The sequence below is a fragment of the Trichocoleus sp. DQ-A3 genome (assembly GCF_039961975.1).
In the GTDB taxonomy this organism is placed as follows: Bacteria; Cyanobacteriota; Cyanobacteriia; order Cyanobacteriales; family FACHB-T130; genus FACHB-T130.
The window spans coordinates 94,464-120,402 of record NZ_JAMPKC010000001.1; the positions used below are offsets into that span (position 1 = coordinate 94,464).

At 47.2% G+C, this 25,939-nt stretch carries 17 protein-coding genes and 1 pseudogene; 13 read left to right on the top strand and 5 right to left on the bottom strand.

Features of this window, described 5'->3' with window-relative positions; all coding sequences use genetic code 11:
- The first annotated feature begins 34 nt into the window (after nucleotides 1-34).
- Together NDI44_RS00415 and NDI44_RS00420 are read left to right on the top strand one after the other, a co-directional pair.
- Nucleotides 35-745, top strand: coding sequence for a gamma-glutamyl-gamma-aminobutyrate hydrolase family protein (locus NDI44_RS00415; RefSeq protein ID WP_190410060.1), 711 nt, complete (start codon nucleotides 35-37; stop codon nucleotides 743-745).
- A gap of 251 nt (nucleotides 746-996) precedes the next feature.
- Nucleotides 997-2,649, top strand: coding sequence for a hypothetical protein (locus tag NDI44_RS00420; RefSeq protein WP_190410061.1), 1,653 nt, complete (start codon nucleotides 997-999; stop codon nucleotides 2,647-2,649).
- A 202-nt stretch (nucleotides 2,650-2,851) separates the two neighbouring features.
- Here the strand turns inward: NDI44_RS00420 and NDI44_RS00425 are convergent, their stop codons facing one another.
- A complete protein-coding gene (locus tag NDI44_RS00425) occupies nucleotides 2,852-3,238 on the bottom strand; it encodes a nuclear transport factor 2 family protein (protein ID WP_190410062.1) in 387 nt (128 codons plus the stop codon).
- Between the two features lie 39 nt (nucleotides 3,239-3,277).
- Nucleotides 3,278-3,652: a nuclear transport factor 2 family protein gene (locus NDI44_RS00430; protein ID WP_190410063.1), complete on the bottom strand. Its 375-nt coding sequence runs from the start codon at nucleotides 3,650-3,652 to the stop codon at nucleotides 3,278-3,280.
- 614 nt (nucleotides 3,653-4,266) lie between these two features.
- Here NDI44_RS00430 and NDI44_RS00435 point away from each other — a divergent pair.
- Nucleotides 4,267-7,770 (top strand): PAS domain S-box protein, encoded by a 3,504-nt coding sequence (locus tag NDI44_RS00435; RefSeq protein WP_190410064.1) that lies wholly within the window; start codon nucleotides 4,267-4,269, stop codon nucleotides 7,768-7,770.
- On the top strand, nucleotides 7,742-8,122 hold the full coding sequence (locus tag NDI44_RS00440) for a response regulator (RefSeq protein WP_190410137.1): 381 nt from the start codon (nucleotides 7,742-7,744) through the stop codon (nucleotides 8,120-8,122). Before NDI44_RS00435 ends, NDI44_RS00440 begins: the two co-directional genes overlap by 29 nt.
- A 177-nt stretch (nucleotides 8,123-8,299) precedes the next feature.
- Here the strand turns inward: NDI44_RS00440 and NDI44_RS00445 are convergent, their stop codons facing one another.
- Nucleotides 8,300-8,884, bottom strand: a complete 585-nt coding sequence (locus NDI44_RS00445; protein ID WP_190410065.1) for a peptidoglycan-binding domain-containing protein — start codon at nucleotides 8,882-8,884, stop codon at nucleotides 8,300-8,302.
- A gap of 692 nt (nucleotides 8,885-9,576) precedes the next feature.
- Entirely contained in the window at nucleotides 9,577-10,620 is a 1,044-nt protein-coding gene (locus NDI44_RS00450) for a M23 family metallopeptidase (protein WP_190410066.1), read from the bottom strand.
- A 930-nt stretch (nucleotides 10,621-11,550) separates the two neighbouring features.
- On the opposite strand from NDI44_RS00450, the gene NDI44_RS00455 reads away from it, so the two are divergent.
- Nucleotides 11,551-11,748 (top strand): NblA/ycf18 family protein, encoded by a 198-nt coding sequence (locus tag NDI44_RS00455; RefSeq protein ID WP_190410067.1) that lies wholly within the window; start codon nucleotides 11,551-11,553, stop codon nucleotides 11,746-11,748.
- A 135-nt stretch (nucleotides 11,749-11,883) separates the two neighbouring features.
- On the opposite strand, the gene NDI44_RS00460 is transcribed toward NDI44_RS00455, so the two are convergent.
- The gene (locus NDI44_RS00460) at nucleotides 11,884-12,747 is read right to left on the bottom strand and encodes a WGxxGxxG-CTERM domain-containing protein (RefSeq protein ID WP_190410068.1); all 864 of its coding nucleotides are present in this window, start codon (nucleotides 12,745-12,747) and stop codon (nucleotides 11,884-11,886) included.
- Between the two features lie 1,468 nt (nucleotides 12,748-14,215).
- Here NDI44_RS00460 and NDI44_RS00465 point away from each other — a divergent pair.
- The 8 genes and pseudogenes from NDI44_RS00465 to NDI44_RS00500 form a co-directional block, all read left to right on the top strand.
- Nucleotides 14,216-15,448 (top strand): annotated as a pseudogene (locus NDI44_RS00465) (glycosyltransferase family 1 protein); the annotation flags it as partial.
- Between the two features lie 284 nt (nucleotides 15,449-15,732).
- Nucleotides 15,733-16,965, top strand: coding sequence for a UDP-galactopyranose mutase (gene glf, locus NDI44_RS00470; RefSeq protein ID WP_190410070.1), 1,233 nt, complete (start codon nucleotides 15,733-15,735; stop codon nucleotides 16,963-16,965).
- A gap of 250 nt (nucleotides 16,966-17,215) precedes the next feature.
- Complete coding sequence (locus tag NDI44_RS00475) at nucleotides 17,216-19,426, top strand: family 1 glycosylhydrolase (protein WP_347276880.1); 2,211 nt, start codon at nucleotides 17,216-17,218, stop codon at nucleotides 19,424-19,426.
- A gap of 72 nt (nucleotides 19,427-19,498) precedes the next feature.
- Nucleotides 19,499-19,921 (top strand): STAS domain-containing protein, encoded by a 423-nt coding sequence (locus NDI44_RS00480; protein WP_190410072.1) that lies wholly within the window; start codon nucleotides 19,499-19,501, stop codon nucleotides 19,919-19,921.
- Between the two features lie 1,272 nt (nucleotides 19,922-21,193).
- A complete protein-coding gene (locus tag NDI44_RS00485; protein ID WP_190410073.1) occupies nucleotides 21,194-23,167 on the top strand; it encodes a glycoside hydrolase family 2 TIM barrel-domain containing protein in 1,974 nt (657 codons plus the stop codon).
- Nucleotides 23,079-24,179 (top strand): galactose-1-phosphate uridylyltransferase, encoded by a 1,101-nt coding sequence (galT, locus tag NDI44_RS00490; RefSeq protein WP_190410074.1) that lies wholly within the window; start codon nucleotides 23,079-23,081, stop codon nucleotides 24,177-24,179. Before NDI44_RS00485 ends, galT begins: the two co-directional genes overlap by 89 nt.
- 114 nt (nucleotides 24,180-24,293) lie before the next feature.
- Complete coding sequence (locus NDI44_RS00495; protein ID WP_190410075.1) at nucleotides 24,294-25,388, top strand: M24 family metallopeptidase; 1,095 nt, start codon at nucleotides 24,294-24,296, stop codon at nucleotides 25,386-25,388.
- Between the two features lie 171 nt (nucleotides 25,389-25,559).
- Entirely contained in the window at nucleotides 25,560-25,898 is a 339-nt protein-coding gene (locus tag NDI44_RS00500; protein ID WP_242036923.1) for a hypothetical protein, read from the top strand.
- Nucleotides 25,899-25,939 lie beyond the last annotated feature (41 nt).

Consider the following 25,939-nt stretch of genomic DNA (forward strand, 5'->3'; position numbering starts at 1 on the left):
GAGCGATCGCCCGATCAACTGCTAACATCAGAAAATGAAATCTAAGCCGCCACTCATTGGAATTACTACCGCTGGTCAGCTGGATACGCGCCTGTTTAGCATTAGAGGCGACTATGTAGAGGCAGTGCGCTTAGCGGGTGGCTTACCGATGTTACTGCCGCCGGGAGAACCCGATCCCGCAGCCATTTTAGAAAGAATTGATGGTTTAATCTTTTCTGGCGGGGGTGATATTGACCCCGCGGTTTACAACGACTCATCCCATCCCACAGTTTATAACGTCGATCATCAGCGCGATACCTTTGAGCTAGCTTTAGCCAAGCTGGTTTTAGATACAGATATCCCAGTGCTAGGGATTTGTCGCGGCTTGGAAATTTTGGTAGTCGCAACGGGTGGCAATTTGGTGCAGCATCTGCCGGATGAATTTGGTGACGAGATCGCGCACCGCACCCATCAGTCTCGCTTCTGCGAACATCATGTGCAAATTGACCCCGATAGTCGCCTAGCAGCGATGATTGGCATTACAGAGTCGGAGATAGTCTCGTGGCATCATCAAGCGGTGCGGACAGTACCACCAGGGTGGAGGGTTACGGCACGCGCTTCTGATGGCGTAATTGAAGCGATGGAACACGAACAGCATCCTTGGGCGATCGCACTTCAGTGGCATCCAGAACTCGCTCTCCAAGATCCCTATCAGCAACGCATCTTTCAGGCGTTAGTCGAGACAGCACGTAAGCGCACAATTTAATTTTCAAGAGATCCACGTGTTCTCGACTACAAGGCACGGACACATCTCGAAAAGGCTGAAACGGGAAAAAAATCTGTTTTGTAGACCTTTAATAAACGTTAGCGAAAGTGTTATTTAAATAAGCTTTTTTCGCACCCTTACTTATCGGGAAATCCAAAAACGAAGATTGTATCTATCTCTATCGTGTTCATCTGTGTTTAGACGTGATTTCCCTATTAAATGATTTTTCCAAAAAGAGAGAAAACCTCTCGATGAAGCGTTTCGTGGCAATTTTCGGTATTGTTGGAATTCTCAATGCCTGTGCAGCTCAAACTCCTCAATCTCCTCAGGCAATTGAGCAAGTAACTAATTCTACTAAATCAACGGCTTCAAACCCAAAAACGACTTCGCAAACTGACAAAGGTTCCCGTGTAACCAATTCTGCTATTTCAGCAACTAAATTGCCAAAACTGGTTTCCGATAAAGATGAATTGCCTTCTCAGCAATTTGATTTTCACATCCGCAACATTGTGACTGCTGGTGATACTGTAAAGTTTCAATCGCGCAAGTATGATTTTATTTTTGACAAAAATAGTAGTAATTTTTCTGTGCAACCAGGAAGCCTCCCCAAAAATTTTGTTTCTCAGCCAGAGAAGCATCAAAAAGCGCTAGGGGGAGAGTTAAATCTGCCTTCTCGTTACGAAACGATTGAATATCAAGGCAAGACTTATCAATATCGGGTAAGTCGTGAAGGGAATTCAGAAACTCCAAATTGCCAAAAAGAAGCAAAAGTTGTAATTACGCTAATCACGCCCGAAAATAAGCAACCAAAAACTCAAACCCTATACACAGGCGGTTGTCTGAGCTTTCCTTACATTACCGCCGCTAAAATTGTAGGCGATCGCTTGTGGTGGTCGCTTGCCTTTCCGCAAGGAGAAGGGTATACCGGCAAAACAACACTCGTCGGTTATCAGCCGCAGCAGCAGAAATGGACAGTTATTCATCCACAAGGGATGGATAGACAGGAGATTCTCGACTTTGAGATTGCAGGAACCCGCGATCGCCCAACATTCTGGATGGCAACAAAAATTAGTGGAGAAGGCAACAACTATTCACCAGGAATGGGATTAGTCGCGTACCGTCCCAACTCTTCTGACCTGCAATCTGGTTCTGTGACTTCGTACCGCGTAGACAACAGTCCGCTCATCGGTACAATTCCCGATAAGCTATTGCTGGAATCAGATCGGCTTTGGGTTGGTACAGGCAACGGGGTCTGCCAGTTGCAATTGTCAGTTCCCGATAATCCTGATTGGAAATGCTGGCGATTTGTCATCACCGCACAACTGCCGACCGAGAAAGTACCTCTCTACAGCGCATTGTTGAACGAGACCCCTGCTACTACTCTCGATACGACTGCGGGAAAAACCGTTGAAGTTCTCTGGTGGTTGCCTACAGACTATACCAGTAACGATCAACCTCTGCCGCGCCGGAAAGGTCGTTACGAAGTCAGATATGAAACAGGCTTCACAGTGACGCTGGATGGGCAGGGGGCAACTTCTTGGTCTGAAATTTTTGGATCATCGGAAAAGCCGCCGGTGTGGTTTTCTCCTGTCTCCTGGCCTGGTAATGACTGGCATTGGGACGGTTCGCGCTTTGTCCGAGGATTTGATGAAGTGTGTGAGTGTCACTCTGGGGGAGGTCCTAGAGGCATTGGTTCTATAGAGCGCAATCCTAGCGGTGGCATCAACCTTAATGCCATGCGAGGCGATTTGGATTTAGTGAATTTGTCGAAGAATTCTACTAGCGTCAAATATTATTCCGGCTGGGTTGACGATGCTCTTATTAATCCTTACCCAACTGTGGTGCCACAACCTCCAAAAAACGCTCAACCTAATCCTCTAGAATCTATCGCTAAGCAACTCTAGTCCGGGGTTTTGTAAGGTACAACAGAAACTTTAGGAGATGTCGTTAGCCACTTCGGAAATCGAGGAACGAAAATCACTAATTAGATGGATCGAATTATTTGTAGTTCCCCATCCTTCTCTCTGTGCCAACATTAAGTTTCGTTCCTCAAACGCCACGTCGCAAGAGTGGGGAAGCCTCTGTTTTCAGGTGGCTTCCCAACCTTTAACGCATTAAAGGACTCCCGTGGTGATGGACTAAATACCACTTTTGTGCCATTCGCTCAAAAATATTCGTTGCCATCGACTGGGCTTTGACTCTTCTGCCACCGCTGACTTGAAACACATTTTCGACAAGCACGACGTAGGCAATATTATCTCGAATCTCTGTAGTAACAATCTCCGTTTCTATTTCAATGTAACTGGTATTTTTAAATATCTGTTCCCAGGAAGAGCGAATTTCCTTACCGCCTTTCAGTGCTTTGCGTCCGGGGTGAATACAAAGAGTCCCTGTTCCTTGCGAACAGATTGCACTCATGGCTTCGATATCTTTTTTCTCGAAGGCTCGATAGAAAGCCTGATTTGCGGCTAATACCTCTTGCTCATTGCTCATAGTTTCCTCACCTCATTTAAATTTTGACAGAATTAATTATCATGTTCTTAACTTAGGTGTTTCAGTATCAAAATATTCACGCCAGCGAGTAATCCAACCCTCTTTGAAACTAATAACAATAACATCATCGGCTTTGTTACGACGACCAGTTGAATTTTCAGTATCTTCGTAATACCACTCAACGACTGCGCGATCGCCATCAACGATAACCTGCTGAATCTCAATTCTTACATCTGAATACTGCTGAGCAAAATGAGCGACTTCTTGCCGAATTCTCTCTTGCCCCTGCCATCGTTGACCCGGTACGATGATTTCACCGTTGGGCGTAAACAGTGCCGCTAGAGCCTCGCCGTCACGCGCAATCCAAGCGTCTCTAGCTTGCGCGATCGCTATCCGAATGTCTTCTGGATTCATAGGCTGATTGGCAAACGCACCTTTGCTAAAATCTGTATTTAATAATATGAGGCTAATCCTACCTATATAAACCATTTTAAATTAAAAAGATGTATTAATAAAATAATAAAGGCTATCGTAATTACATTTGACTTTAAAAATATTGTTTTTTACGAACCGCAGAGGCGGCAGAGAAAACAAATACAGAGAAAATTTATAAGTTAGGCTAGGAAAGCTATGCATCCCTCCACCAGCAGAATGAGTTGATAGCAAGTTTACTAAATGATTGGAAGGCGAGCTACCCGACTTCTCTAAGAAGTCGGGTAGCTGAACCTCTAGCTCATAACTAAAATCTGATTGCTATACTATTTTCGATTGTCAAATACTTACGATTTTCCTTGTCTCTACCAGTCCGTAGCTTCAGAAAATCAAACTCAGAAAATTAAGTATGGTAACGGTCAAACAAAATGGGATTACCAACGAGGGGAATGGAGGTTATTAAAGCCTCTTCTGAGAGTATCTTATCGCCCTGCCAGAAAATTTACTTTAAGGTAGACTCAAGCTGCTAAGGAAAGAAGCTTGATACTGGACTTTTTAAACGTCTTTTTTACTTCAAGGGTAAGGAAAGAAGCTGGATGCTGGAATTTTTAAACGTCTTTTTTAGTTCAGGAGGGTTTATCCCTCACGGTCATTGCTACCTATGGAAGCCTGGTTTGGTGTGGCTTCACATCGTGTCCGATTCTCTGATTGCCCTTGCTTATTATTCGATCCCAGTGACGCTGTTCTACTTTGTCCGAAAGCGTGAGGATCTCCCATTTGACTGGATTTTTCTACTATTTGGCTCATTTATCATCGCGTGTGGTACCACCCATGTCATGGAGATTTGGACGCTTTGGCATCCTACCTATTGGCTGTCTGGGTTCGTCAAAGCAATTACCGCTTTAGTCTCGGTTTACACTGCTGCATCTCTGGTGCCATTAGTTCCTAAAGCGCTTGCTCTCCCAAGCCCCGCAGTGTTGGAAGCAACGAACCGAGAACTGGAAAACCAAATCGCCTACCGCTTGCAGATAGAGGAGGCGCTGCAAGCAAGCGAAGAACGATTTCGGAGTGCCTTTGATTATGCGGCGGTGGGAATGGCGCTGGTGGCAACAGATGGACGCTGGCTGGAAGTCAATCGTTCTTTATGCGAGATCGTTGGCTATTCGGAGCAAGAATTATTGGCTACGAACTTCCAAGCGATTACGCATCCAGACGATTTAGAAACCAATCTGGACTATATGCACCAAATGCTGGCTGGCAAGATTCAGCATTACAACGTGGAGAAGCGATACCTCCACAAACAGGGACACATTGTATGGATTTTCTTGAGTGGATCGCTGGTGCATAATGCCAAGGGTGAACCGTTGTTTACTGCTCAGTTTCAAAACATCACGCAGCGCAAGTTGGCAGAAGAGGAGAGAAAGGCATCGCAAGCGCGACTGGCTGGGATTTTAGATATTGCTGAGGATGCAATTATTTCCGTAAACGAAACTCAACAAATTACCTTATTTAACCAAGGGGCGGAAAAAATATTTGGCTATACCGCCAATGAGGTAATTGGTCAGTCCCTGGATTTGCTGTTGCCAAAGCGGGCTGCGATCGCTCACCGTCAGCATATTCGCAATTTTGGCACTTCTGTGGGTACCGCCCGGAAGATGGGAGAGCGCAACGAGGTTTTTGGACAGCGTAAAAATGGTGTGGAGTTTCCAGCGGAAGCTTCCATTTCTAAGCTGGAATTAGCTGGGGAAAAAATATTTACCGTAATTTTACGAGACATCACCGAACGTAAGCGGGGGGAGGAAGCTTTATCCCAACTAGCCTCGATTGTTGAGTCCTCAGAGGATGCAATCGTGGGCAAAACACTAGATGGAATCATTACCAGCTGGAACTCAGGGGCTGAACGAATCTATGGCTATACCGCCCAAGAAGTCAAGGGACAGCCAATCTCGATTCTGTTGACACCCGACCGCTTCAATGAGATGCCGTCAATTTTGGCAAGAATCAAGCAGGGAGAACGCATCCCCCCTTATGAAACCGTGCGCCTTAAAAAAGACGGCAGCCAAATTGATGTTGCCATTACGATTTCTCCAATTAAGAATCGGGCGGGTCAGGTGACGGGTGCCTCAGCGATCGCTCGTGACATTAGCGATCGCCGCGCCATAGAACGCCTCAAAGATGAGTTTGTCTCTATCGTCAGTCACGAACTGCGGACGCCCCTAACCTCGATTCGCGGTGCCCTCGGCTTGCTGGCAGGGGGTCTGCTGACTGCTAAACCGGAAAAGGCTCAACGGATGCTGGAGATTGCCGTCTCGAATACCGACCGCTTAGTGCGCCTGATTAACGACATCCTCGATATTGAGCGCATCGAGTCGGGTCAGGTGGCGATGGAGAATCAGATTTGCGATGCGGCAACTCTAATGCTTCAGGCATCAGAGGTGATGCGGGCAATGGCTGACAAAGCTGGAGTCACCCTATCCGTGTCTCCCCTATCCGCCCAACTGTACGCCGATCCTGACCGGATTATCCAGACCCTGACGAACCTACTCAGCAATGCCATCAAATTCTCGCCTCCTAGCAGCAACGTCTATCTCAGCGCCGAAATTCAGCAGACCAGGGAGCCGCTTGTAGAGACGCGATTTCCCGCTTCTGGAGTCGGGGAGGGTGGAACAGGGAAAGAATTTACCCCCTCACTTCCTCAACCTCTCACCCTCACAGTATTGTTCAAAGTGAAAGACCAGGGACGAGGGATTCCCGCACAGAAGCTGGAAAGCATCTTTGACCGATTCCAACAAGTTGATGCCTCTGACTCGCGCGATAAAGGTGGCACAGGACTGGGGTTAGCAATCTGTCGCAGCATTGTGCAACAGCATGGAGGTCGTATCTGGGTCGAAAGTACGCTGAATGAAGGCAGTACCTTTTTCTTTACACTGCCCCTTTTGAGTGGTGAGACACGAATGCTGAATGCTGAGGATGAACGGGAGAATCTGTCTTTGGGAGATGTGACGACAGCCCAAGCCGAATACTCCCCTGTGGATACTCAGGACAGTGCCGTGCCCTTACCTTCGGATGCTGAGAATGCACTAGGTACGCCTCTCGTGCTGGTGTGCGATGATGAGCCTGCGGTCTGTGCTGTAGTCCAAACTTTATTAGAACAGCGCGGCTACCAAGTCAAGACGGCTTTCTCAGGTCAAGAAGCGGTAGAATTGGCGCTACAGGAGCAACCTGCGGTGATTCTGCTCGACCTGATTATGCCCGGTATGAACGGCTGGCAAACAATGGCGGTTTTGAAACAGCGACCCGATACAAGGGAAATTCCCATCGTCATTTTCAGCGTTTTATCCCCAGAGCAGAGTAATCTCCTCAAATCTTCTTTAGAGAATCAGACCTTAAGTAGCCTGCTAGATGGAAACCTTCTGCAAACCGATCTGAGTCAGTTGCAGCCGTCTGAACCTTCAGATGCGATCGCTTCCAATGCAATTGCAATGGAAAATGCAGCCAGTTCTAATATTGACAGCGCGGATTCTACAATCAACGACATTCCGCCTCAGGTATTGCTTCCACCAAACTCAGATGATGACAAGCCGCGCCCTCCTGATTTTACCGGCTGGGTTCGCAAACCCTTAAATGAAGCATCCTTATTTCAAGCGCTGGAGCAGTCGTTGCAACAGGCAAAGATTGCTAGAGTTTTGCTGGTGGAAGACGACCTGGATCTGGCGCGGGTACTGATTGCTCGGTTTGAGCGCCACGGTTTAGAAACGATTCACGCGAAGAACGGACGCGAGGCAATTCAAAAATTAGCAAATATCAATCCCGATCTGCTAGTGCTGGATATCGTACTGCCGGAGTACGATGGTTTTGCTGTAGTAGACTGGCTGCGTCAGTGCAATCGCCTGCGCCAAATTCCAATCGTGGTATATTCTGCTAAGGATTTGAACAACGCCGAAAGAGAGCGGCTGCGGCTAGAACAAACCGAGTTTCTAACTAAAGGTCGGATTACTCCAGAACAATTTGAAGGGCGCATCATTGCCTTGCTGAATCGGATGGTTCCCAACAGGAAGGAAAACTGCAATGGTGACAACGAAGCGCATCCTGGTAATTGATGATGAAGAGGATATTCGGGAAGTGGCTCAGCTAAGCTTAGAAATGGTCGCCAGCTGGGACGTTATGACAGCGAGTTCCGGAAGGGAAGGGCTTGCCAAGGCTGAAGTTGAACCACTTGACGCCATCCTTCTAGATGTGATGATGCCCGACTGGGACGGTACAACGACTTTTCAACAGCTGCAAGCCAATCCAGTAACCCAGCACATCCCCGTGCTGTTGTTGACGGCTAAAATGCAGGCTGCTGACCAACGCCGTTTTGCTCAACTAGGAGTAAAGGCAGTAATTGCGAAACCTTTCGACCCGATGACTCTGGCAGATCAAGTTGCGAAGTCTTTAGGATGGGATATTTAACTGAGTTTTGCTACCAATCGACTGCAAACTCACCCCATCCCAAATTTGAGTGAAACCCAAAAGAATAGGGCGCACAACTGCGCCCTATTCTTGTTAAACAGTAAAATCAATTCGATGAAATGAGGTTAACTCAGCTCGTTCTAGGATAGATAGACCAGCTTCTTAGCTAAATCTTCTCTATACTCCCAGCGCTCTGCGAGTTTGCGGTCCCACTACTCCATCTGCACGTAAGCCATTTCTCGACTGAAAATTCCGGACTGCTCTTTGAGTCACCGAACCATAATATCCAGTCGGTGAAACCCCTAAAGCAGATTGAACTTGTCGAACAGCAGAACCTCTAGAGCCTAGGCGGAGAAAGGAACCGCCAACACCAGAACCAGGATTAGAACCAGAACCTGGTCTCGTGCTGATATAGTTAGCAGCAACATAACGGCCCGTAGAAAGCTTTGCATACCCGTTGCGATAAGCCACAACTGGTGCAAGTGCAGCTCCATTACGGACGCAGCTATGCACTCCGTAACGTGTGCTGGGACCGTAGCGAGCATTGAGACAACTGCCGTTTGTATTTACAAAATACTGTGCTGCGTTAGCTGGTTGGATCTCGCTGAGACCTCCGAACAAGAAAGCTACACCAAGTAAACCCAGCCAAGCTGAACTCGGTGGTTGCTTCCAGTTCAGCGAAAAGTCACGCAGAGTATACTCGATACCAGCTTCTGCCTCTTCATAGGTATTAGAAACATGAATGTAAGCAAGAGTTTCCATGATTTTTCTCCGTATGGTTGAGAAACACTTTGTGATGCTTCAGGATGGCTGCTGAGTTTTTCGGAAACATTTTTCGGAAACTCAGGTGATTTTTTATGAATTGTTGAGTTTCAGCCACATTAGAGGAACCTAATGTGCAATTTACTTTCTAAATGAGACGTTCAACTGTAGCCGTTCCAAAACATACAGACAATTCAGCAATACACAAATAATGTGAACTGACAGATGGCAATTCAATCAACGAGTCAAGTTCCAGAAATATCTGGTCTATCCCCGCTTTAGAATAAATCGTTTGCTCAGTTGTCCGATCGCTGTTTTCCCGCACTGACGCACCTTCAGAAAAGTTGCATCGATGCGAGATGGTAATGCTCGTGTCGGTCAGAACGCTTTGTCTATCTGGTTAATCAATACTGTAAGGCTTTAACTCCTCACAATAGTCAAACAATAAGGTAGACATTATCGCAATCTTAAAATCTTAATTTTTTATTCAGAAAAAAAGTGAAGAAAAATAAGTTTTATTAAGAAGAAGTAAAGAAAAGGCGATCGCTTTGTCACCTCCCTTGGAAAATCAGGGTAGAAAGAGCGATCGCCCATAGAGAACCTGATAGTCTATCTAGAGAAGAAATCGGGTAGCACTTTCTCGTAGCACGTTCTTTGAAGATTCGTAACCATCAGTCGTCAAACCAAAGCTTTTAGAACCGTGAAATCTTCAAAGAACCGTTAAAAGGCTCAGAACGGAGCTGACGACCATTTCGCCAAACTTCTACTCCGCGTGGACTAATAAAATAAGAATAACTGCCGTTATCCGCTTGATACCGATCCTGCCCAACACGCCAAGCAGCAAGCTGCATCGAAGCGCTCGGTTGTTGCTTTAATTGCCCCATATAAAACAATTGACCATTTTCCCGACAAACTTTCACCAGAGAGCTTGCCGTCTCACCTTCAATCAAGGGGTTGCCGCATTGATTGAAAGTCGCAGCAACAGCATAAGTCGCTGGTGCCGGAGTCACTGCAATCGATTGCAGTGGTTTGGGTGCGATCGCGCGCGGTACTGGAAGAGAGTTCCCTTGCTGACGACCCCCAGAATAAACATTTAGATTCGGGTAAAGTGTGGTGTTGCCTCTCGTGTCCGCGTTGTTGCGTACAGTCTGAGAAACCACTGGAGGCGGATCAATCGGTTTAGGCGCAGCGGTTGCTCTTTGCGGCAGTGGAATCCTGCCTGCGACTAAAGAGGGCAATCCGGCAGCCGGGTCAACCGCTAGACGACCATCAGGATGATACTCAAAGTGGAGATGAGGGCCTGTACTATTCCCTGTCGAACCCATCTCAGCAATTACTTGACCCTGAGTAACTTGTTGACCTTTACTCACCAAAAGACGACTATTGTGACCATACACCGTGTGGCTTCCATCAGGATGCTGGATTTCTATTACGTTGCCTAATCCCCATCCCGAATCATCACGACCAGCTTTGATGACTGTACCCGATGCGGCAGCAACAATCGGAGTTCCAGTGCTATTAGCAATATCAATTCCTTCGTGATAAGTATTAAAGCCTTGAGTGAGATTCCCTTGAGTGGGCCATATTAAGCCAGAAGCAAGGGAGGGATGACCTTGAGTAGCGGAATAGTCTTTTGCTTGAGTCAGGAGGCAGAAACTTGTACCTAGCATGGTGGCGCATGAGATAACGCCAATTAAGCCATATTTACGGAATTGAGAAATAGCGAGTTGTTTCATTAGATCAGAGCCTGGAAGAAGAAGGGTCTAGGAAGCCTTTTTGTTATCTGTTGGCTTCAGCTTTGAGCTAGCTATATCAGGACAATCGCTATGCAGATTAGGGATACCCGTTTAAGGGGGACAGTAGAACCCCCTCCTCTTATCTTTAGAGGCAAACCTGCATCTCCCAATCCCTCGCCGTCAACGGGGAGGGGCGCTTGGTTTATAACCTACGCTGCTAGGGAGTCATCTAAAGCGGACTGAAAAGTAGTTGTACTTTGTTCTGTTCGCTTGGAGTTGAGCTTTCGGACAGGTCTATAGATGAAGGAGCTTGCTATTTAGTTTAAGTGGATATTTTCTATTAGAAGGGTTGCTTAGAAGTATGTTCCTTGTTTGGGGATAGATCCAAAAATGGTCAAAAGCATTAATAAATGGCTTAATTTGTGCAGATTCGCTTTAATTCAGGAATTAGCGATTTTTATTTGAAGCAAATACGGCAGAATAGCCTAACCTTCTAGCCTTCCTTCCCTGAGATGCCTATTTTTTACCCATCACTGTGGAAAGAGAGTTTATTTTTCTTGTGTCCTGTAAAAAAGTTCAGATAGATCCGATAGTGACAAAGGACTCTCTCAATCTGACACGCAAGCAGATGGGCATTATCCAACTTTAGTCTGCTCGTGCTGCCCTTCACTCTCCGACAGCTCAAACAGCCTGAGTGCAAAGAAGTGTTACATATTTGGCTAATCCTTATTGAATAAATCTATCGGATTATTTCTTAAGGAAATTAAAGTTACATCGGGTGGAAGAGGAAGCTGCAAACTTGAAAATGATATTTTGTAATTGTCAGGCAACAAAAGAAGTTTAAATAAACTAGTTCATTTAGCTTCATTTTCAGACACATATCAATTACTTAACTTTAGTTTTTGGCCTAGTTGGGCACAGGAGAATATTATGGAACGCCCCATTGAATTGTCTTTAGAGCAAGAATTTAGCCTAATTTCTTTTGCAGATCAAGTGCAGCATATGTCTCGCGAGCAAGCTCAACAATTTTTGGTTCAGCTACATAAGCAAATGATAATTCGAGACACTATCTATCAGAACTTGCTGAAGCATCAATGGGGTCTGGATTCAATTCTGGGATCTGTGTAAAGCTTGAAAGCGATCGCCTAAACTTTCCTAAACTTTGAAAAATTACATATATATGAGTAAAGCCCTGGTTTACAGCCAGGGCTTTGTTGTTAGCTTTGGTTTTTAAAGACTTGCACGCCTTGGTTTAACGCTGGTTTAACGCTGACGTGCAGTTTCATGGTTCTGCTTGCGGAACAGATTAGCTAGACCGATTAGACCCAGCAAGCCTAACCAGCCCCAACTGGAGTTGCGATCGCCTCTTGCAGACTGAACTCCTTGGTAAGAAGTGGTGTCTGTAGTAGCGCCGTTGGGAGTTGTGCTACCGGGAACCGTAGTTGTGTCTGAAGTAGTGCCTCCAGGCGTCGTAGTCGTGGCGTCAGGAGCAGCGGTAGTCCCTGTTGCACCCCCAGGCGTTGTGACTGTGCCGTAAGGAGCAGTAGAAGTCCCTGAAGTAGTGCCACCTGCACCCGTGGTACCGGAAGTAGCACCTGCACCCGTGGTACCAGAAGTTGCGCCACCTGTGCCTGTGGTTCCGGCAGTTCCGCCACCGATGCCAGTGGTACCGGAAGTTGCACCGCCTGTGCCTGTGGTTCCGGCAGTTCCGCCACCGATGCCAGTAGTACCAGCAGTTCCGCCACCGATGCCAGTGGTACCAGCAGTTCCGCCACCCGCGCCCGTTGTCCCGACAGTTCCGCCACCCGCGCCCGTTGTCCCGACAGTTCCGCCACCGATGCCAGTGGTACCAGAAGTTGCACCGCCTGCGCCTGTAGTACCGGCAGTTCCGCCACCGATGCCAGTAGTACCAGAAGTTGCACCGCCTGCGCCTGTGGTACCGGCAGTTGCACCGCCTGCACCCGTCGTACCAGAAGTTGCGCCACCTGCACCCGTACCAGTACCGGAAGCTGAACCACCAGCACCACCGCCTGTTTGGGCAACAGAAGGCAGAGTTAAGGGTAGAGCCGCTACAGTGAGGGCAAAGGTACTTGCAAAAAGAACTTTGGACAAATTAGAAGGTTTCATCGTAGTGGTTTTTCTTATTCTCTAGAACTCTGCGATTTGTTATTATTCAAAAACAGTCTTGTTAACTTCATGGGCAGCTAAATTACGAAGACTGGATATACTTCCCGCTCATGAAGTCCCGATCTAGGACGATCGTGGTTTAGAATACGGGTCTGGAATTACCAGAGCGTTTTGCTATTCTCCTCAGATGCGATCGCTCTTAGGAAGAATAACTGCCATCAGTTCTCTTTACTTCTACCAGAGGAACAGACCCACCTCTCCCTGAAGGATTGACTTTACTTTAAGCCAGTGTGTGCTTAAGAATACAAACAGTTCTATGGGGAGCTATGCTATGCTTCTCCCGATAGCACAGCAGATAAGCTTAGTGATTAGTTGAGACTGTGTCATCGAGGGGAAAATATTTTCCTTTCGTTATTAACTTTCCTTGGCTATTTTCCCCTTTCATCCATCTGCTTTACAGTTTCTCTGAGCAAGCGATCGCTCAACGCTCAGTTTGTAAAACAGAGTCAAGATTCATCACTCCCTTTGGGAGGTTCGCCAAATTCTCCTAGAGAAGTTACTATCTACTGTTCAGTAACTTTGCAGAAGGCCTTTCGAGGCAATTCCTCGAAGTATACTCCACGCTCAATAAAAATTATTAATATATTATTAAGGTTTTTATTTAAAGCCTAAATAAGATATTTTCTTTAGTAGCTTTAGCTATTAAAATACTTACGAAAAACTTTTGCACACCTTTTGTATTTGCTACTAAAGGTGATACATAAAGCATAAATTATATAAATTTAGTGCTGTATTTTTTTAGGATACAAGCATTTAATTCACCTTTATTCAATCCATTTAGAGCGATCGCTAAGCACACAGCTTCGGCGAACATAACTCTTATTGAATAACCTAAAACGCAAGCACCTAAAATGATAAACCGGCGTAAAACAAATTACGTGAGATTACGTGCGCTCGTTACTGAAGCTACTACAGCCATCGAAAAGGGATGCAATAATGCTGCTACTTGGAAGCATTGTCTTCTAAGTCCTGCAACCCACCCGCATCTCTTGTTTACTCCCATTAGAAGTCACTATACTTAGGTGTTTTGTATTATTTAGCACAAACTAATTTAACATTAAATTTATTCTTTAGGAAGAAGTCGCGTCATTCCTCTGGTAGAAGCTAGAACTCAACAATAGCTATTATTTTTTTAGCAGTGGCAGCAAATTCCTTCTCCAGGCAGAAGCGGATGGTAATAAAACCCGATAAATTAAGCAGAAGTGCGAAGTCAATAAAACTGCTTTAGAGTCGCAAAAAGGGTAAACAAGGCAGGAAAACATCATTTCTAGCTGCTTTTTGTAGTTATAGCTAGGAATTAATTTTAAGTGTTCTTTTCACTTCAAGGCTTTCCACTTTGTTCTTCTTTGTGTGTAGGTAGGCGATTCTGAAAGCTTAAATCCAATCTACGAAATATCTGAGGCTATTTATGTCCCAGCCCAAAAATTTGATAAAGAATAGTGTGAGTAATGGTGGGGCATGGGAGATACAGTTCTCCATAAAAGATGCACTTGAGTCTCCCTCAGCGAGTGCATTTCCAACATTACAGTCGGATGGTTCTGATTCCTTGTCAAATACACCGGCGCTCATTTGTTTGTCGCATTTGCGTTGGGATTTTGTCTACCAACGACCGCAACATCTCTTGAGCCGCTGTGCAAAGCAGCGAAGAGTATTCTTCATTGAAGAACCGATTTTCAGTTCCGATCCATCTTGGCGGCTGGATGTTAGCCTCCGCGAGAGTGGTGTCTCGGTGGTGGTGCCTTACTTGAGCGAAGGAATGAGTGAGGAAGAAATCATTGCTGCTCAAAAGGGAATGCTTGATGATTTGTTAGCACAAGCGCAGATCCGCGAGTATATCCTGTGGTATTACACACCGATGGCGATCGCGATCGCAGACCACTTAGATCCTTTAGTCGTTGTCTACGACTGTATGGATGAGCTATCTGCATTTAAGGGAGCGCCACCCGTGATGATTGAGCGCGAAGCCGAACTCTTTAAACGTGCAGATTTGGTATTTACAGGCGGACAGAGCCTTTACGAAGCCAAGCGCAACCAGCACCCGAATGCCCACGCCTTCCCCAGTAGCATTGAAAGAGCGCACTTTGCACAAGCAAAAACTCTGACAGAGGAACCAGCAGATCAAAAAAATATTCCCCACCCGCGTCTGGGATTCTATGGGGTAATTGATGAGCGCATGGATCTGGAACTGCTGAGTGGCATGGCCCAAGCGCGACCTGACTGGCATCTGGTTATCATTGGCCCAGTCGTCAAAATAGACCCCAAAGAGCTGCCCCAACATCCCAATCTTCACTATCTGGGTGGGAAGTCTTATCAAGAATTGCCTGCATATCTTGCTGGGTGGGATGTAGCGTTGTTGCCTTTTGCTCGTAACGAGTCAACCCGCTTTATTAGCCCTACCAAAACTCCAGAATACCTCGCCGCTGGGAAGCCAGTTGTATCTACCTCGATCCGGGATGTCGTTCGTCCTTACGGAGAGATGGGTTTAGTGCAGATTGCAGATACCGTCGCAGATTTCGTCGCCGCAGCCGAAGCAGCAATCGAGCAAAATTACGATCGCTCGGCATGGCTGAGTCAGGTGGATGCTTTCTTAGCGCAGAATTCGTGGGATTCCACTTGGGCGCGGATGATGCAACTGATTGAGGGTGTAATGAACGACACGAGTGTATCTCAAGAATTGCGCGATCGCGTTGCCAAAACTTCAGCGTCTCAAATGGACGAGCGTGCAGGAGTTACCTCGGTTAACAAACCTCAACAAACATCCTGAGCTAGTCCGCTCAAAGCGAATCAGGACTGGTTTTTGGTTGATTTTCTGACTTTTCAGTTTTTCAATTTTTACTTTCTACCCAAGGGTAGCCGTTTCATTTTTCCCTTACTCCCGTAAGGGTTTCACCGCCATATTTCTATTAAATAAGCGAGGCTTTTAGAATGTTCGATTATCTTATTGTGGGTGCAGGGTTCGCTGGAAGTGTCCTTGCAGAGCGGCTGGCGACTCAGTCGGGCAAGAAGGTTCTAGTGGTTGACAAGCGATCGCACATTGGCGGCAATGCTTACGATCATTACGATGATGCGGGCGTTCTCGTACACAAATACGGCCCTCACATCTTTCATACCAACTCCCGCGAAGTCTTTGAGTACCTTTCCAAATTCACCGAATGGCGCTCTTACGAACACCGCGTTTTGGCGAGTGTAGACGGTCAACTGGTACCCATGCCCATCAACCTCGACACCGTTAATAAACTTTACGGACTGAGTCTCACCTCCTTTCAACTCGAAGAATTTTTCGCCTCGGTTGCTGAGAAAAAAGAACAGATCCGTACCAGCGAAGATGTAGTTGTCAGCAAAGTAGGGCGGGAATTGTACGAAAAATTCTTCCGGAACTACACGCGCAAACAATGGGGAATCGACCCCTCGGATCTCGATAAGTCAGTCACCTCACGGGTGCCTACCCGCACCAATCGAGACGATCGATATTTCACCGATAGCTATCAAGCGATGCCATTGCACGGCTATACCCGGATGTTCGAGAAGATGTTGTCTCATCCGAACATCAAAATCATGCTGAACACCGATTATCGGGAAATTCAGAAAGTCATTCCGTACCGGGAAATGATTTACAGCGGGCCTGTTGATGCTTACTTCGATTACCGCTATGGAAAGCTTCCCTACCGTTCCCTTGAATTCAAGCATGAAACGCACAACAAGCCTGTGCATCAATCAGCGCCAGTCGTAAACTACCCCAATGAGCATTTATACACGCGCATCACTGAGTTCAAGTATCTGACCGGACAAGAACACAGTAAAACTAGCATCGTTTACGAGTACCCCCAGGCAGAGGGAGATCCTTACTACCCAGTACCTCGCCCAGAAAATGCCGAACTCTACAAGAAATACAAGGCATTGGCTGATGCAACGCCGGGGGTACATTTTGTCGGACGGTTGGCGACCTACAAGTATTACAACATGGATCAATGCGTGGCTCAGGCGCTCACGGTTCACAAACAGATTGGCACGAAACAAGAACCAATCACTTTAGAACCTGTGGAAGCGAGAAGCAACTACACCCAGAATGTTTCTCTCAGTGAAATCGTTGAACAACGCCCGCAGACAGAAGTTGCAACTACAAACGGAAACGGTCACGGAAAAGCCGTTAGTCATTAGTCAGTAGTCAACAGTCATTAGTCATTAGGGATTTGCTAATGACTAATGCTTGCTTGAATCATTTTTACTGCCATGAACGATGAATAAAACATCGGAAACAATAGCCATGAGTCATGGGCTACTGACACTTCATGCACAAGTTATTCGGGGGTGAGGAATGATAAGAGCAGCCTTAAGTAAAGAACTAATCATTAGCAATTCTGAACGAACTCAAAACTCAAAGCCCAAAACTCAAAACTCTAAATTGGAGATGTGGGCTGGAGTAGAGTGTACCGTTAACCGCGTAGGCGATCGCTATTTCAACCAGTTGGAACGAAACGGCCACAAAACGCGCTTAAGTGATCTCAATTTGTTTGCCGAACTCGGCGTAAGTGCCATTCGCTACCCGATCCTCTGGGAATTAACTGCCCCTGATGGGCCAGATAGCGCCGATTGGTCTTGGGCGGATGAACGACTGGGACGTTTGCGCGAACTCGGTATCCGTCCCATTGTCGGTTTAGTTCACCACGGCAGTGGCCCTCGTCATACAAGCCTGGTGAATCCCACCTTTGCCTCTGGGCTTGCCCAGTTCGCCGAAGCCGTTGCCCAACGCTATCCGTGGGTGGAAAATTACACCCCTGTTAACGAGCCGCTCACGACAGCGCGTTTTAGCGGATTATACGGTCACTGGTATCCTCACGGTCGGGATAGTTTAACTTTCTTGCAGGCATTGCTGACGCAACTCCGCGGCACAATCCTGTCAATGCAGGCCATTCGTCAAGTTAACCCAGACGCAAAGCTGGTGCAAACCGAGGACTTATGCAAGGTGTTCAGCACGCCACAGATGGCGTACCAAGCAGAGTTTGAAAATGAGCGTCGCTGGCTGAGTTTCGATCTGCTGTCTGGTCGCCTCAATCCCGATCGCCCGATGTGGCAATATCTATGTAAAGTTGGAATTCCTGAAGCTGAACTGGAGTGGTTTTTAGAAAATCCTTGTCCGCCAGACATTATTGGGATTAACCACTACTTAACGAGCGATCGCTTTCTGGATGAGCGCCTAGAACGCTATCCCCAGTGGACGCATGGGGGAAATGGGCGGCAGCAGTACGCAGATGTCGAGGCAGTGCGGGTGCGTGCTGAAGGAATCGCTGGACCCTACACGCTAATCAAAGAGACATGGGAACGCTACGGCTTGCCAATTGCGGTCACTGAAGTCCATCACGGTTGCACCCGCGAGGAACAACTGCGCTGGGTTAAAGAGGTGTGGGAAGCAGCAACCCGTCTGCGTTCCGAAGGCATCGATCTGCGGGCTATCACCGCTTGGTCGCTCCTCGGTTCTTATGACTGGACTAGCTTGGTAACAAAAGATAACGGTCATTACGAACCTGGGGTGTTCGACTTGCGATCGCCCGAACCCCGCCCAACTGCGATCGCCCATATGCTGCGCGAGTTGGCACGCGGCGAGATGCCTCACCATCCCCTTTTGGATGTGCCAGGATGGTGGCATAGAAACCAGCGACTCCTCTATCCACCCGTTGCGGAGAGCAACGGCACAGAGGCGCAGAGGCACAAAAACCCAGAAACGCACCTCAGTCCTCAGTACTTAAGCACCTCCACACCTGTCCGTTCTTCCTCACCGCGTCCGCTCGCCATTATTGGAGCGAGAGGCACGCTGGGGAAAGCTTTTGCTCGAATTTGCGACATCCGGGGTATCCCCTATCACCTCCTTAACCGTCAGGAACTGGATATTGCCGATCCTGCCTCGGTTAAGCGGGTACTGGCTGAACTCAAGCCTTGGGCGGTTGTAAATGCGGCTGGATACGTTCGCGTAGATGATGCGGAGCGCGAACCGGATGCTTGTCTGCGCGAAAACGCAGTTGGCCCAGCAACTCTTGCGGCTGCTTGCGCGATGCAGAAAGTGGCGTTGCTCACCTTCTCATCGGATCTGGTATTTGATGGAACTGGTGTTGCTCCTTATGTGGAGAGCGATGCTGTTGCACCGCTCAATGTGTATGGACGCAGCAAAGTAGAAGCTGAGTCGCAAGTTCTAAAGTTTCATCCCTCGTCGCTCGTCGTCCGCACCAGCGCCTTCTTCGGGCCGTGGGACGAGTACAACTTTATTACAATGGCGCTCCGCACCCTAGCGGCAGGAAAACCCTTTATTGCGGCAGAAGATTCGGTCGTTTCACCGACCTACGTTCCGGATCTGGTCAATGCCAGCCTTGACCTCTTAATTGATAGCGAGAACGGTTTGTGGCACATTGCGAACCCTGGTGAGAGTTCTTGGGCAGATTTGGCACGGTTTGCTGCAAAGAAAGCTGGTTTCGATGCTACCCGAATTGAAGCTTGTCCCATGCAAGCGCTGAGGCTATTGGCACCACGCCCAATCTACAGCGTTCTGGGCAGCGAACGAGGGGTACTGTTGCCGTCGCTGGAAAATGCGATCGCCCGCTACTTCCAAGAATCCAAAATTTCCCTGTAAAAATCGATACTTTAACCCACTCTAAGGTGGGCACTGCTCACCTTAGTCCATTTACCCATTGAGGTTTTTAAGATGAGCATTCTTTTTAAAATCGTTAAATCCCCAGACATTTTTGATAGCTCTAGAGCAGCTCAGTTTCATCAAGAAATTGAGAATCTGATCGACGCAGGAGTCAAATTTGTTCTCCTCGATCTCAAAAATGTCACTTTTATCAGTAGTTCTGGCTTAATGGCTCTTGTTTCAATGGTGAGGCTTACCCGCTCCGCAGGTTGCAAAATTTTACTTTATTCCAAGAGCGAACAGGTTAGGATTTTATTGGAGATGACGGGTTTAGATCAGGTTTTGGAAACCTTTAATAAGTCAGAAGGATTTCAAAGTTTAGGAAGCTTAGCGCGAGCTAATGTTAATCCTATATCAGAAACCTTGTCAAAGTCAGCATATTCACCAAAGCTGAAATCTACCAGCTCGCCTGTCCAGCCTGCTTCGGCTCGTTAAATCGTTAAGTTTTCGCGATTCTTCTCCAAAATTGGAGCGTGTGTTCCTGAACGATGAACGCAGCAAAATTATTACTCTTTTGCTTCTAACAATGCCTGACAAGCGTTGTGCTAACGTATCCTACTCTTGAGAAAAGGTACGTTATCAATGAAGCAACAGTAATATACTCTTTCTGCGAACGGCAAATAACCCAATTTAATAACATCTCCCAATTTTCTTAATTGCAACCATCACAGTTATCCTGACATAACGCCGGATTTACGATTCTGACCAATCCAAATTTTTTCCATTAGCCAGAGAGAGTGCATTTAGGCGAATATCTTCGCTCACATCACTGGAAAAATCCCGCCATAAATCTTAACGATCTGCCGTCGATCGATTTGATTCTACTCTCGCAAATGCACAAAGCTCGTTTCGAGTGCATTGCAGAGCAAAAACTGAATACAAACATTCCCATCATATCTTCCCTTTCCGCAACTGCTACAATTAATAAAGAAGGGAGTTTAATGCAACCTAATCTGCTCAAAACTTGGAACCTTTAACTGTTACCAAGGGGAATGTTGATTTTTAGCTTAAGTCGATGCCTGGAAGACACGGGTCGATGCTCCTCACAGCCGTACTACCACCTGTTATGCGAGTCTGCTAAAGCTTCAACCTGCTTCTGGGAAGACGGCATTTCGTCTCTTTATTACTGGCAATACCTTCGCTAACCAACAACTGAAGGAAATTCCTCGACAGTATTCGGATATCGATTTGGTTTTGCTGCACTTGTATGGAACAAAAGCATTCGCAATTCGTCTGATAATCGATGCCAAGCAAGGCGTTAAGGCAATTCAATAAATTGTTCTTTCTACGCCATCCGAATTCACTCCAACGATTAGACGAATTTTAAATCGTCGTTAGAGGATTTTATGCAAGCTATTATGGCAACGGAACTCAAACAAAAAGTTACGTATCTGAGTCACGATAAGACTTACAATTTTGAGGCGTCGATAACACAGTAGTCGGATATGTGGTACAGAGGTAACGTACCTCGATCCGGAAAAGATCGGCAAATGGATGTAGTAATAATGATAGGCATTACTTATCCTATTAATGGCATTAAACAGTCTTGGTTCTTAAGCTGTATTTTTGCTAGGACAAAATAACGCTTAAATCGCTGAAATCCAGACTGTGTAGACATTTAAAAAATTTTATAGAAAAACACTTAAAAGAGTTAGTACTCAGATATTTATGGGTACTCTAGAAATATAACCTTGGATAGATGACTATATGCACTCTTTGGGGAAATGGCTGGAGAATTGTTATATCGCGTCTGGCGGCGCTACTCAGTCTAATTTTGACCAGTTCGACAGAGCATATCCGCGTCCGCAGTTACAGCGATCGCATTGGATTTGTCTCAACGGTCCGTGGAAGTTTACTTATGACGATGAGGGGAAAATAACTCGACCCTCAGATGTTTCCGGGTGGACGCATACAATTGAAGTTCCCTTCGCGCCAGAATCCTCAAAAAGTGGCATTGGCGACACAGGGTTTCACCCGAACTGCTGGTATGAGCGAGAATTTAACATTGTTAAGGGTGCAGGTCGGGTGCTGCTTCACTTCGGGGCGGTAGATTATCGCGCCCGCGTGTGGATCAACGGTCAATTCATGGCTGACCATGAAGGCGGACATACTCCCTTCAGCATCGATATTACGCCAGTATTTAATGAGAACGGACCGCAGCGGGTAACAGTGTGGGCGCAAGACGACCCCCAAGACTTGGCAAAACCTCGTGGTAAGCAAGATTGGCAACTGGAACCGCACAGTATTTGGTACCCGCGCACCACTGGGATTTGGCAGACCGTTTGGGCGGAGATCGTTCCTTCTACTTATATTGAGCGCATCCGCTGGACGCCGCACTTTGAGCGTTGGGAAATTGGCTTTGAAGCTTTTGTTGCAGGTGACCAGTGCGATGGCATCGAGGTAAAGGTAAAACTAACCGTTGGCTGCCAGTTGCTAGTCAACGATACCTATGAAGTAATTCACGGAGAGATTCACCGACGGATTGCCCTTTCTGACCCTGGTATTGACGACTACCGCAACGAATTGCTTTGGAGTCCAGAAAAGCCAACTCTGATCGATGTTGAAGTGCAGTTGTGGTCTAATGGCGAGTTGCTGGATGAAATCAAGTCTTATACCGCAATGCGGACGGTGGGAATCCAGCGCGATCGCTTTATGCTCAATGGTCGTCCCTACTATCTGCGACTGGTTCTAGACCAAGGCTATTGGCCTGAAACTCTGATGACCGCACCTTCCGATGAAGCGTTGCGGCAAGATGTTGAGCTAGTCAAAGCAATGGGATTCAACGGGGTTCGCAAGCACCAGAAGATTGAAGACCCCCGCTTCTTGTATTGGGCAGATGTGCTAGGACTGATGGTTTGGGAAGAAATGCCCAGCGCCTATCGCTTCTCTCCTAAAGCGGTGGAACGGATTACCAAGGAGTGGACTGAGGTCATTGAACGCGATGCCAGCCATCCTTGCATTGTCGTCTGGGTGCCCTTCAACGAATCTTGGGGCGTTCCCGACTTGACGGCGACAGCAGCCCACCAGCACTGCGTCCAAGCACTGTATCACTTAACCAAGACTCTCGATCCAACTCGTCCAGTCATCGGTAACGACGGTTGGGAAAGTGCGGCGACCGATATTTTGGCTATCCACGACTACGATAATAAGCCGACTCGGATGGCAAAACGCTACGGTCCAGAAGTGAAGCTATCAGACCTTTTCGATCGCCAACGTCCGGGTGGGCGGGTTCTGACGCTGGATGGCTATCCTCATCAAGGACAGCCGATTATGCTGACTGAGTTTGGCGGTATTGCTTATGCGGGTCGGGAAGATAAAAAAGCTTGGGGATATGTGCGTTCCCATGATGTCTCCGAACTGCAAATCCGGTATACGGCGCTACTAGATGTGGTGAACCGAGTCGAGTTATTTAGCGGTTTTTGTTACACCCAGTTGACCGATACCTACCAAGAAGCGAACGGACTGCTATATGCTGACCGGACTCCGAAATTTCCTATCGAAGCGATCGCATATGCAACTCTAGGCAGGGGTGAGGAAGACGAAGAGGACGTTATGCTCACAACAGTTAAAGCTGCATTGGGGCAAGAAAACAATGTATTCCCAGGAGCTGTTGAAGCCGGATGGTCGCAAGCTGATTCTATACAGCAGATTCCCCATTGCGGAGGAAATTACAGCCACTAGCCCTAGTAATGAGCCAGTGCAGGCGAATCCTCACCTGCGCTGGCATCCGTTGCGGGGCGAATGGATTGCTTATGCAAGTCACCGTCAGGGGCGGACTTTTATGCCGCCCCCAGAATACAATCCGTTAGCACCTACCAAAGATCCTCAGTTTCCGACGGAACTCCCGCAGGGGAAATATGATATGGCGGTGTTCGACAACCGCTTTCCCTCAATGGCTTTGGGGGCGCACAATCCACCCGCTAGCATTGTGCAGACTCTCCCAGCAAACGGCGCGTGTGAAGTGGTCGTATTTACGCAAGATCCGCAAGCTTCCCTCAGTTCTTTAGAACTGGATCAATTAGAGTTATTGTTGCAAGTTTGGGGCGATCGCACTCGCGCTTTAGGCGAAATGCCCCAGATTCAGTATGTACTGCCTTTTGAAAATAAAGGGGTCGAAATGGGGGTGACTTTACAGCATCCCCACGGGCAAATCTACGCTTATCCGTTTGTTCCACCCGTCCCAGCGCGGATGTTAGAGAGGCAACAAGCGTATTATCAGGAGCATCAGCGGGGTTTGCTGCAAGATTTGATCCAAAAAGAGATTTTGGACAATCAGCGGATTATTTATGTGGATGAGGAAGCGATCGCATTTGTCCCCGCTTTCGCCCGTTACCCTTACGAAGTCTGGATTGCCCCGATTCAGCCCACCGCTACATTTGTGGATCTGACAGATGGGCAGCGCCAAGGACTCGCCAAAGCCTTAAAAACTGTCACTCTCAAGTATGACGGTTTGTGGAATCGTCCTTTCCCTTACTTGATGGCGTGGTTCCAAGCACCCACCGATGGAAATCCGCACCCAGAAGCACATCTGCACGCAGAGTTGTATCCTCCCTATCGGACTCAGGATCGGCTTAAGTACCTGGCGGGAACCGAACTAGCCGCAGGAATGTTTGCCAATGATGCGCTTCCGGAGGAGAAGGTGAAGGAGTTGCAAGCTGTCGTCATCACACTTGAGAATCCTGTGCGGTTGTGAATCAAAACTTAACCCCCGAATCCCTTCGTTTGCAGGGAAGGGGCAAGAACTTCAGTTTCCTCCCCGTTTCCGGGAGGGGCTGGGGGAGGAATTTCCTGCTGTAAGAGGTGAGTTATGAATCAAGTTAGTGAAGAAGTCTCTCAGAAACTAGAGTTAATCCGAAACGCCTTAACGGAAGCTGACGCGCAGGGGTTGCGATTGCGCGGCACCGATTGGTTCGCCTGGGCGACTGCTGGCGGTTCCAGCACCGTACTGCTGACGGCTGAAACTGGAATCGCAGAAGTGCTGGTGACTGCTGAGGATGCCTGGATATTAACCGATGAAATCGAAGCGCAGCGGTTAAAAGATGAGGAAATTCCCGGAAATTTCCAGCATTATGCGAATCCTTGGGCTGATGCTGCGGCGCGTGAATCTTTTGTGCAGCAAGCGACCAATGGGGGGAAAATTTTAAGCGATCGCCCGATTCCTCATGTCGAAAAGCGATTACCCGCGTCTCTACAACAGCATAAACGAACCCTGATGTCGAGCGAGCTGGAGCGATATCGCCAGTTAGGGCGTCAGGCAAGCGAGGCGATGACAGAGGTACTCAAAGCCGCCAAGCCGGATTGGACAGAATATCAGCTTGCCGGTGCGGGTGCCGAGGCATTATGGGCGAGGGGGATACATCCAGCGCTGACTCTGGTAGCAGGCGAGAGACGTTTGCCGCTGTACCGTCATGCTACCGCCACAGGTGAAAAGATTGGACGGCAAGCGATGCTGGTATTTTGCGCCAGAAGACATGGTTTGTATGCGAATCTGACCCGATTTGTATCATTCGGTTCGTCCGATGAAAGTGCTAAATTGCATGGTGATGTCCGGCAAATTGAAGCGGAAGCTTTGAATTTTTTAAAGCCTGGAATCGCTCTGAATGCAGTTTATGACACTTTAGCTGATGTTTATCAAAAGCACGGATATCCTAATGCCATCCGAGAACATCATCAAGGTGGAACGACTGGATATTTGGCGCGAGAAGTTGTAGCGAATCCGACGACTAATGACACGTTGGAAGAAAATATGGCTATCGCCTGGAATCCCAGTGTACGGGGTGCAAAGATTGAGGATACTTTTGTACTTCTCAAAGATGGACTAGAAAATCTGACTTTCGATCCAAATTTTCCCAGTGTTGAAGTAGCCGGAAGATTGCGCCCTGTGCCCTTAGAGGTTGGGTAATGAGAACGCCTTGGCGAATGTAATTCGCGTCTACACAGACGAAACTTGCCTACGCAGGTTTGAAGAGGAATTTACTCTTAGTCCGCGAAGGCGGACTTTGTTTGTGTAGCCGCGATTTCTAATCGCCGGGGTCTTTTTTGCACCAGATATATTCAGCAAAGCCGCCGCAGTATGTCACAGGAAAAGATTGAAAAGCTGACTCCAGAACAAGAAGCTTTAATTCCGGTTTATCGGGAGAAGTGGAGAGATATAGCATATTCAACTGAGCCAATTGATAGAGAAAAAGCTGCTAAAGCGGTAAAAGCAGTTTATATTTTGATTGAATTATCTGAACAAGAGATACTTTTTTACGATAGTCCTTATGCAGTAGGTAGCGACAAACAATTAGTCATAGATAAAAATAGAATATATGGAGAATTGTATGAAACAAGAAGAATATTTAACCAAGATTTTTCCGACTATTTATTATCAGCTATAAAGTCTAGTTTTTGTAATACAGTTATGAGCTGACTGGGTAGCGAACTACATAATGATATAAGTTGGAAATTAGA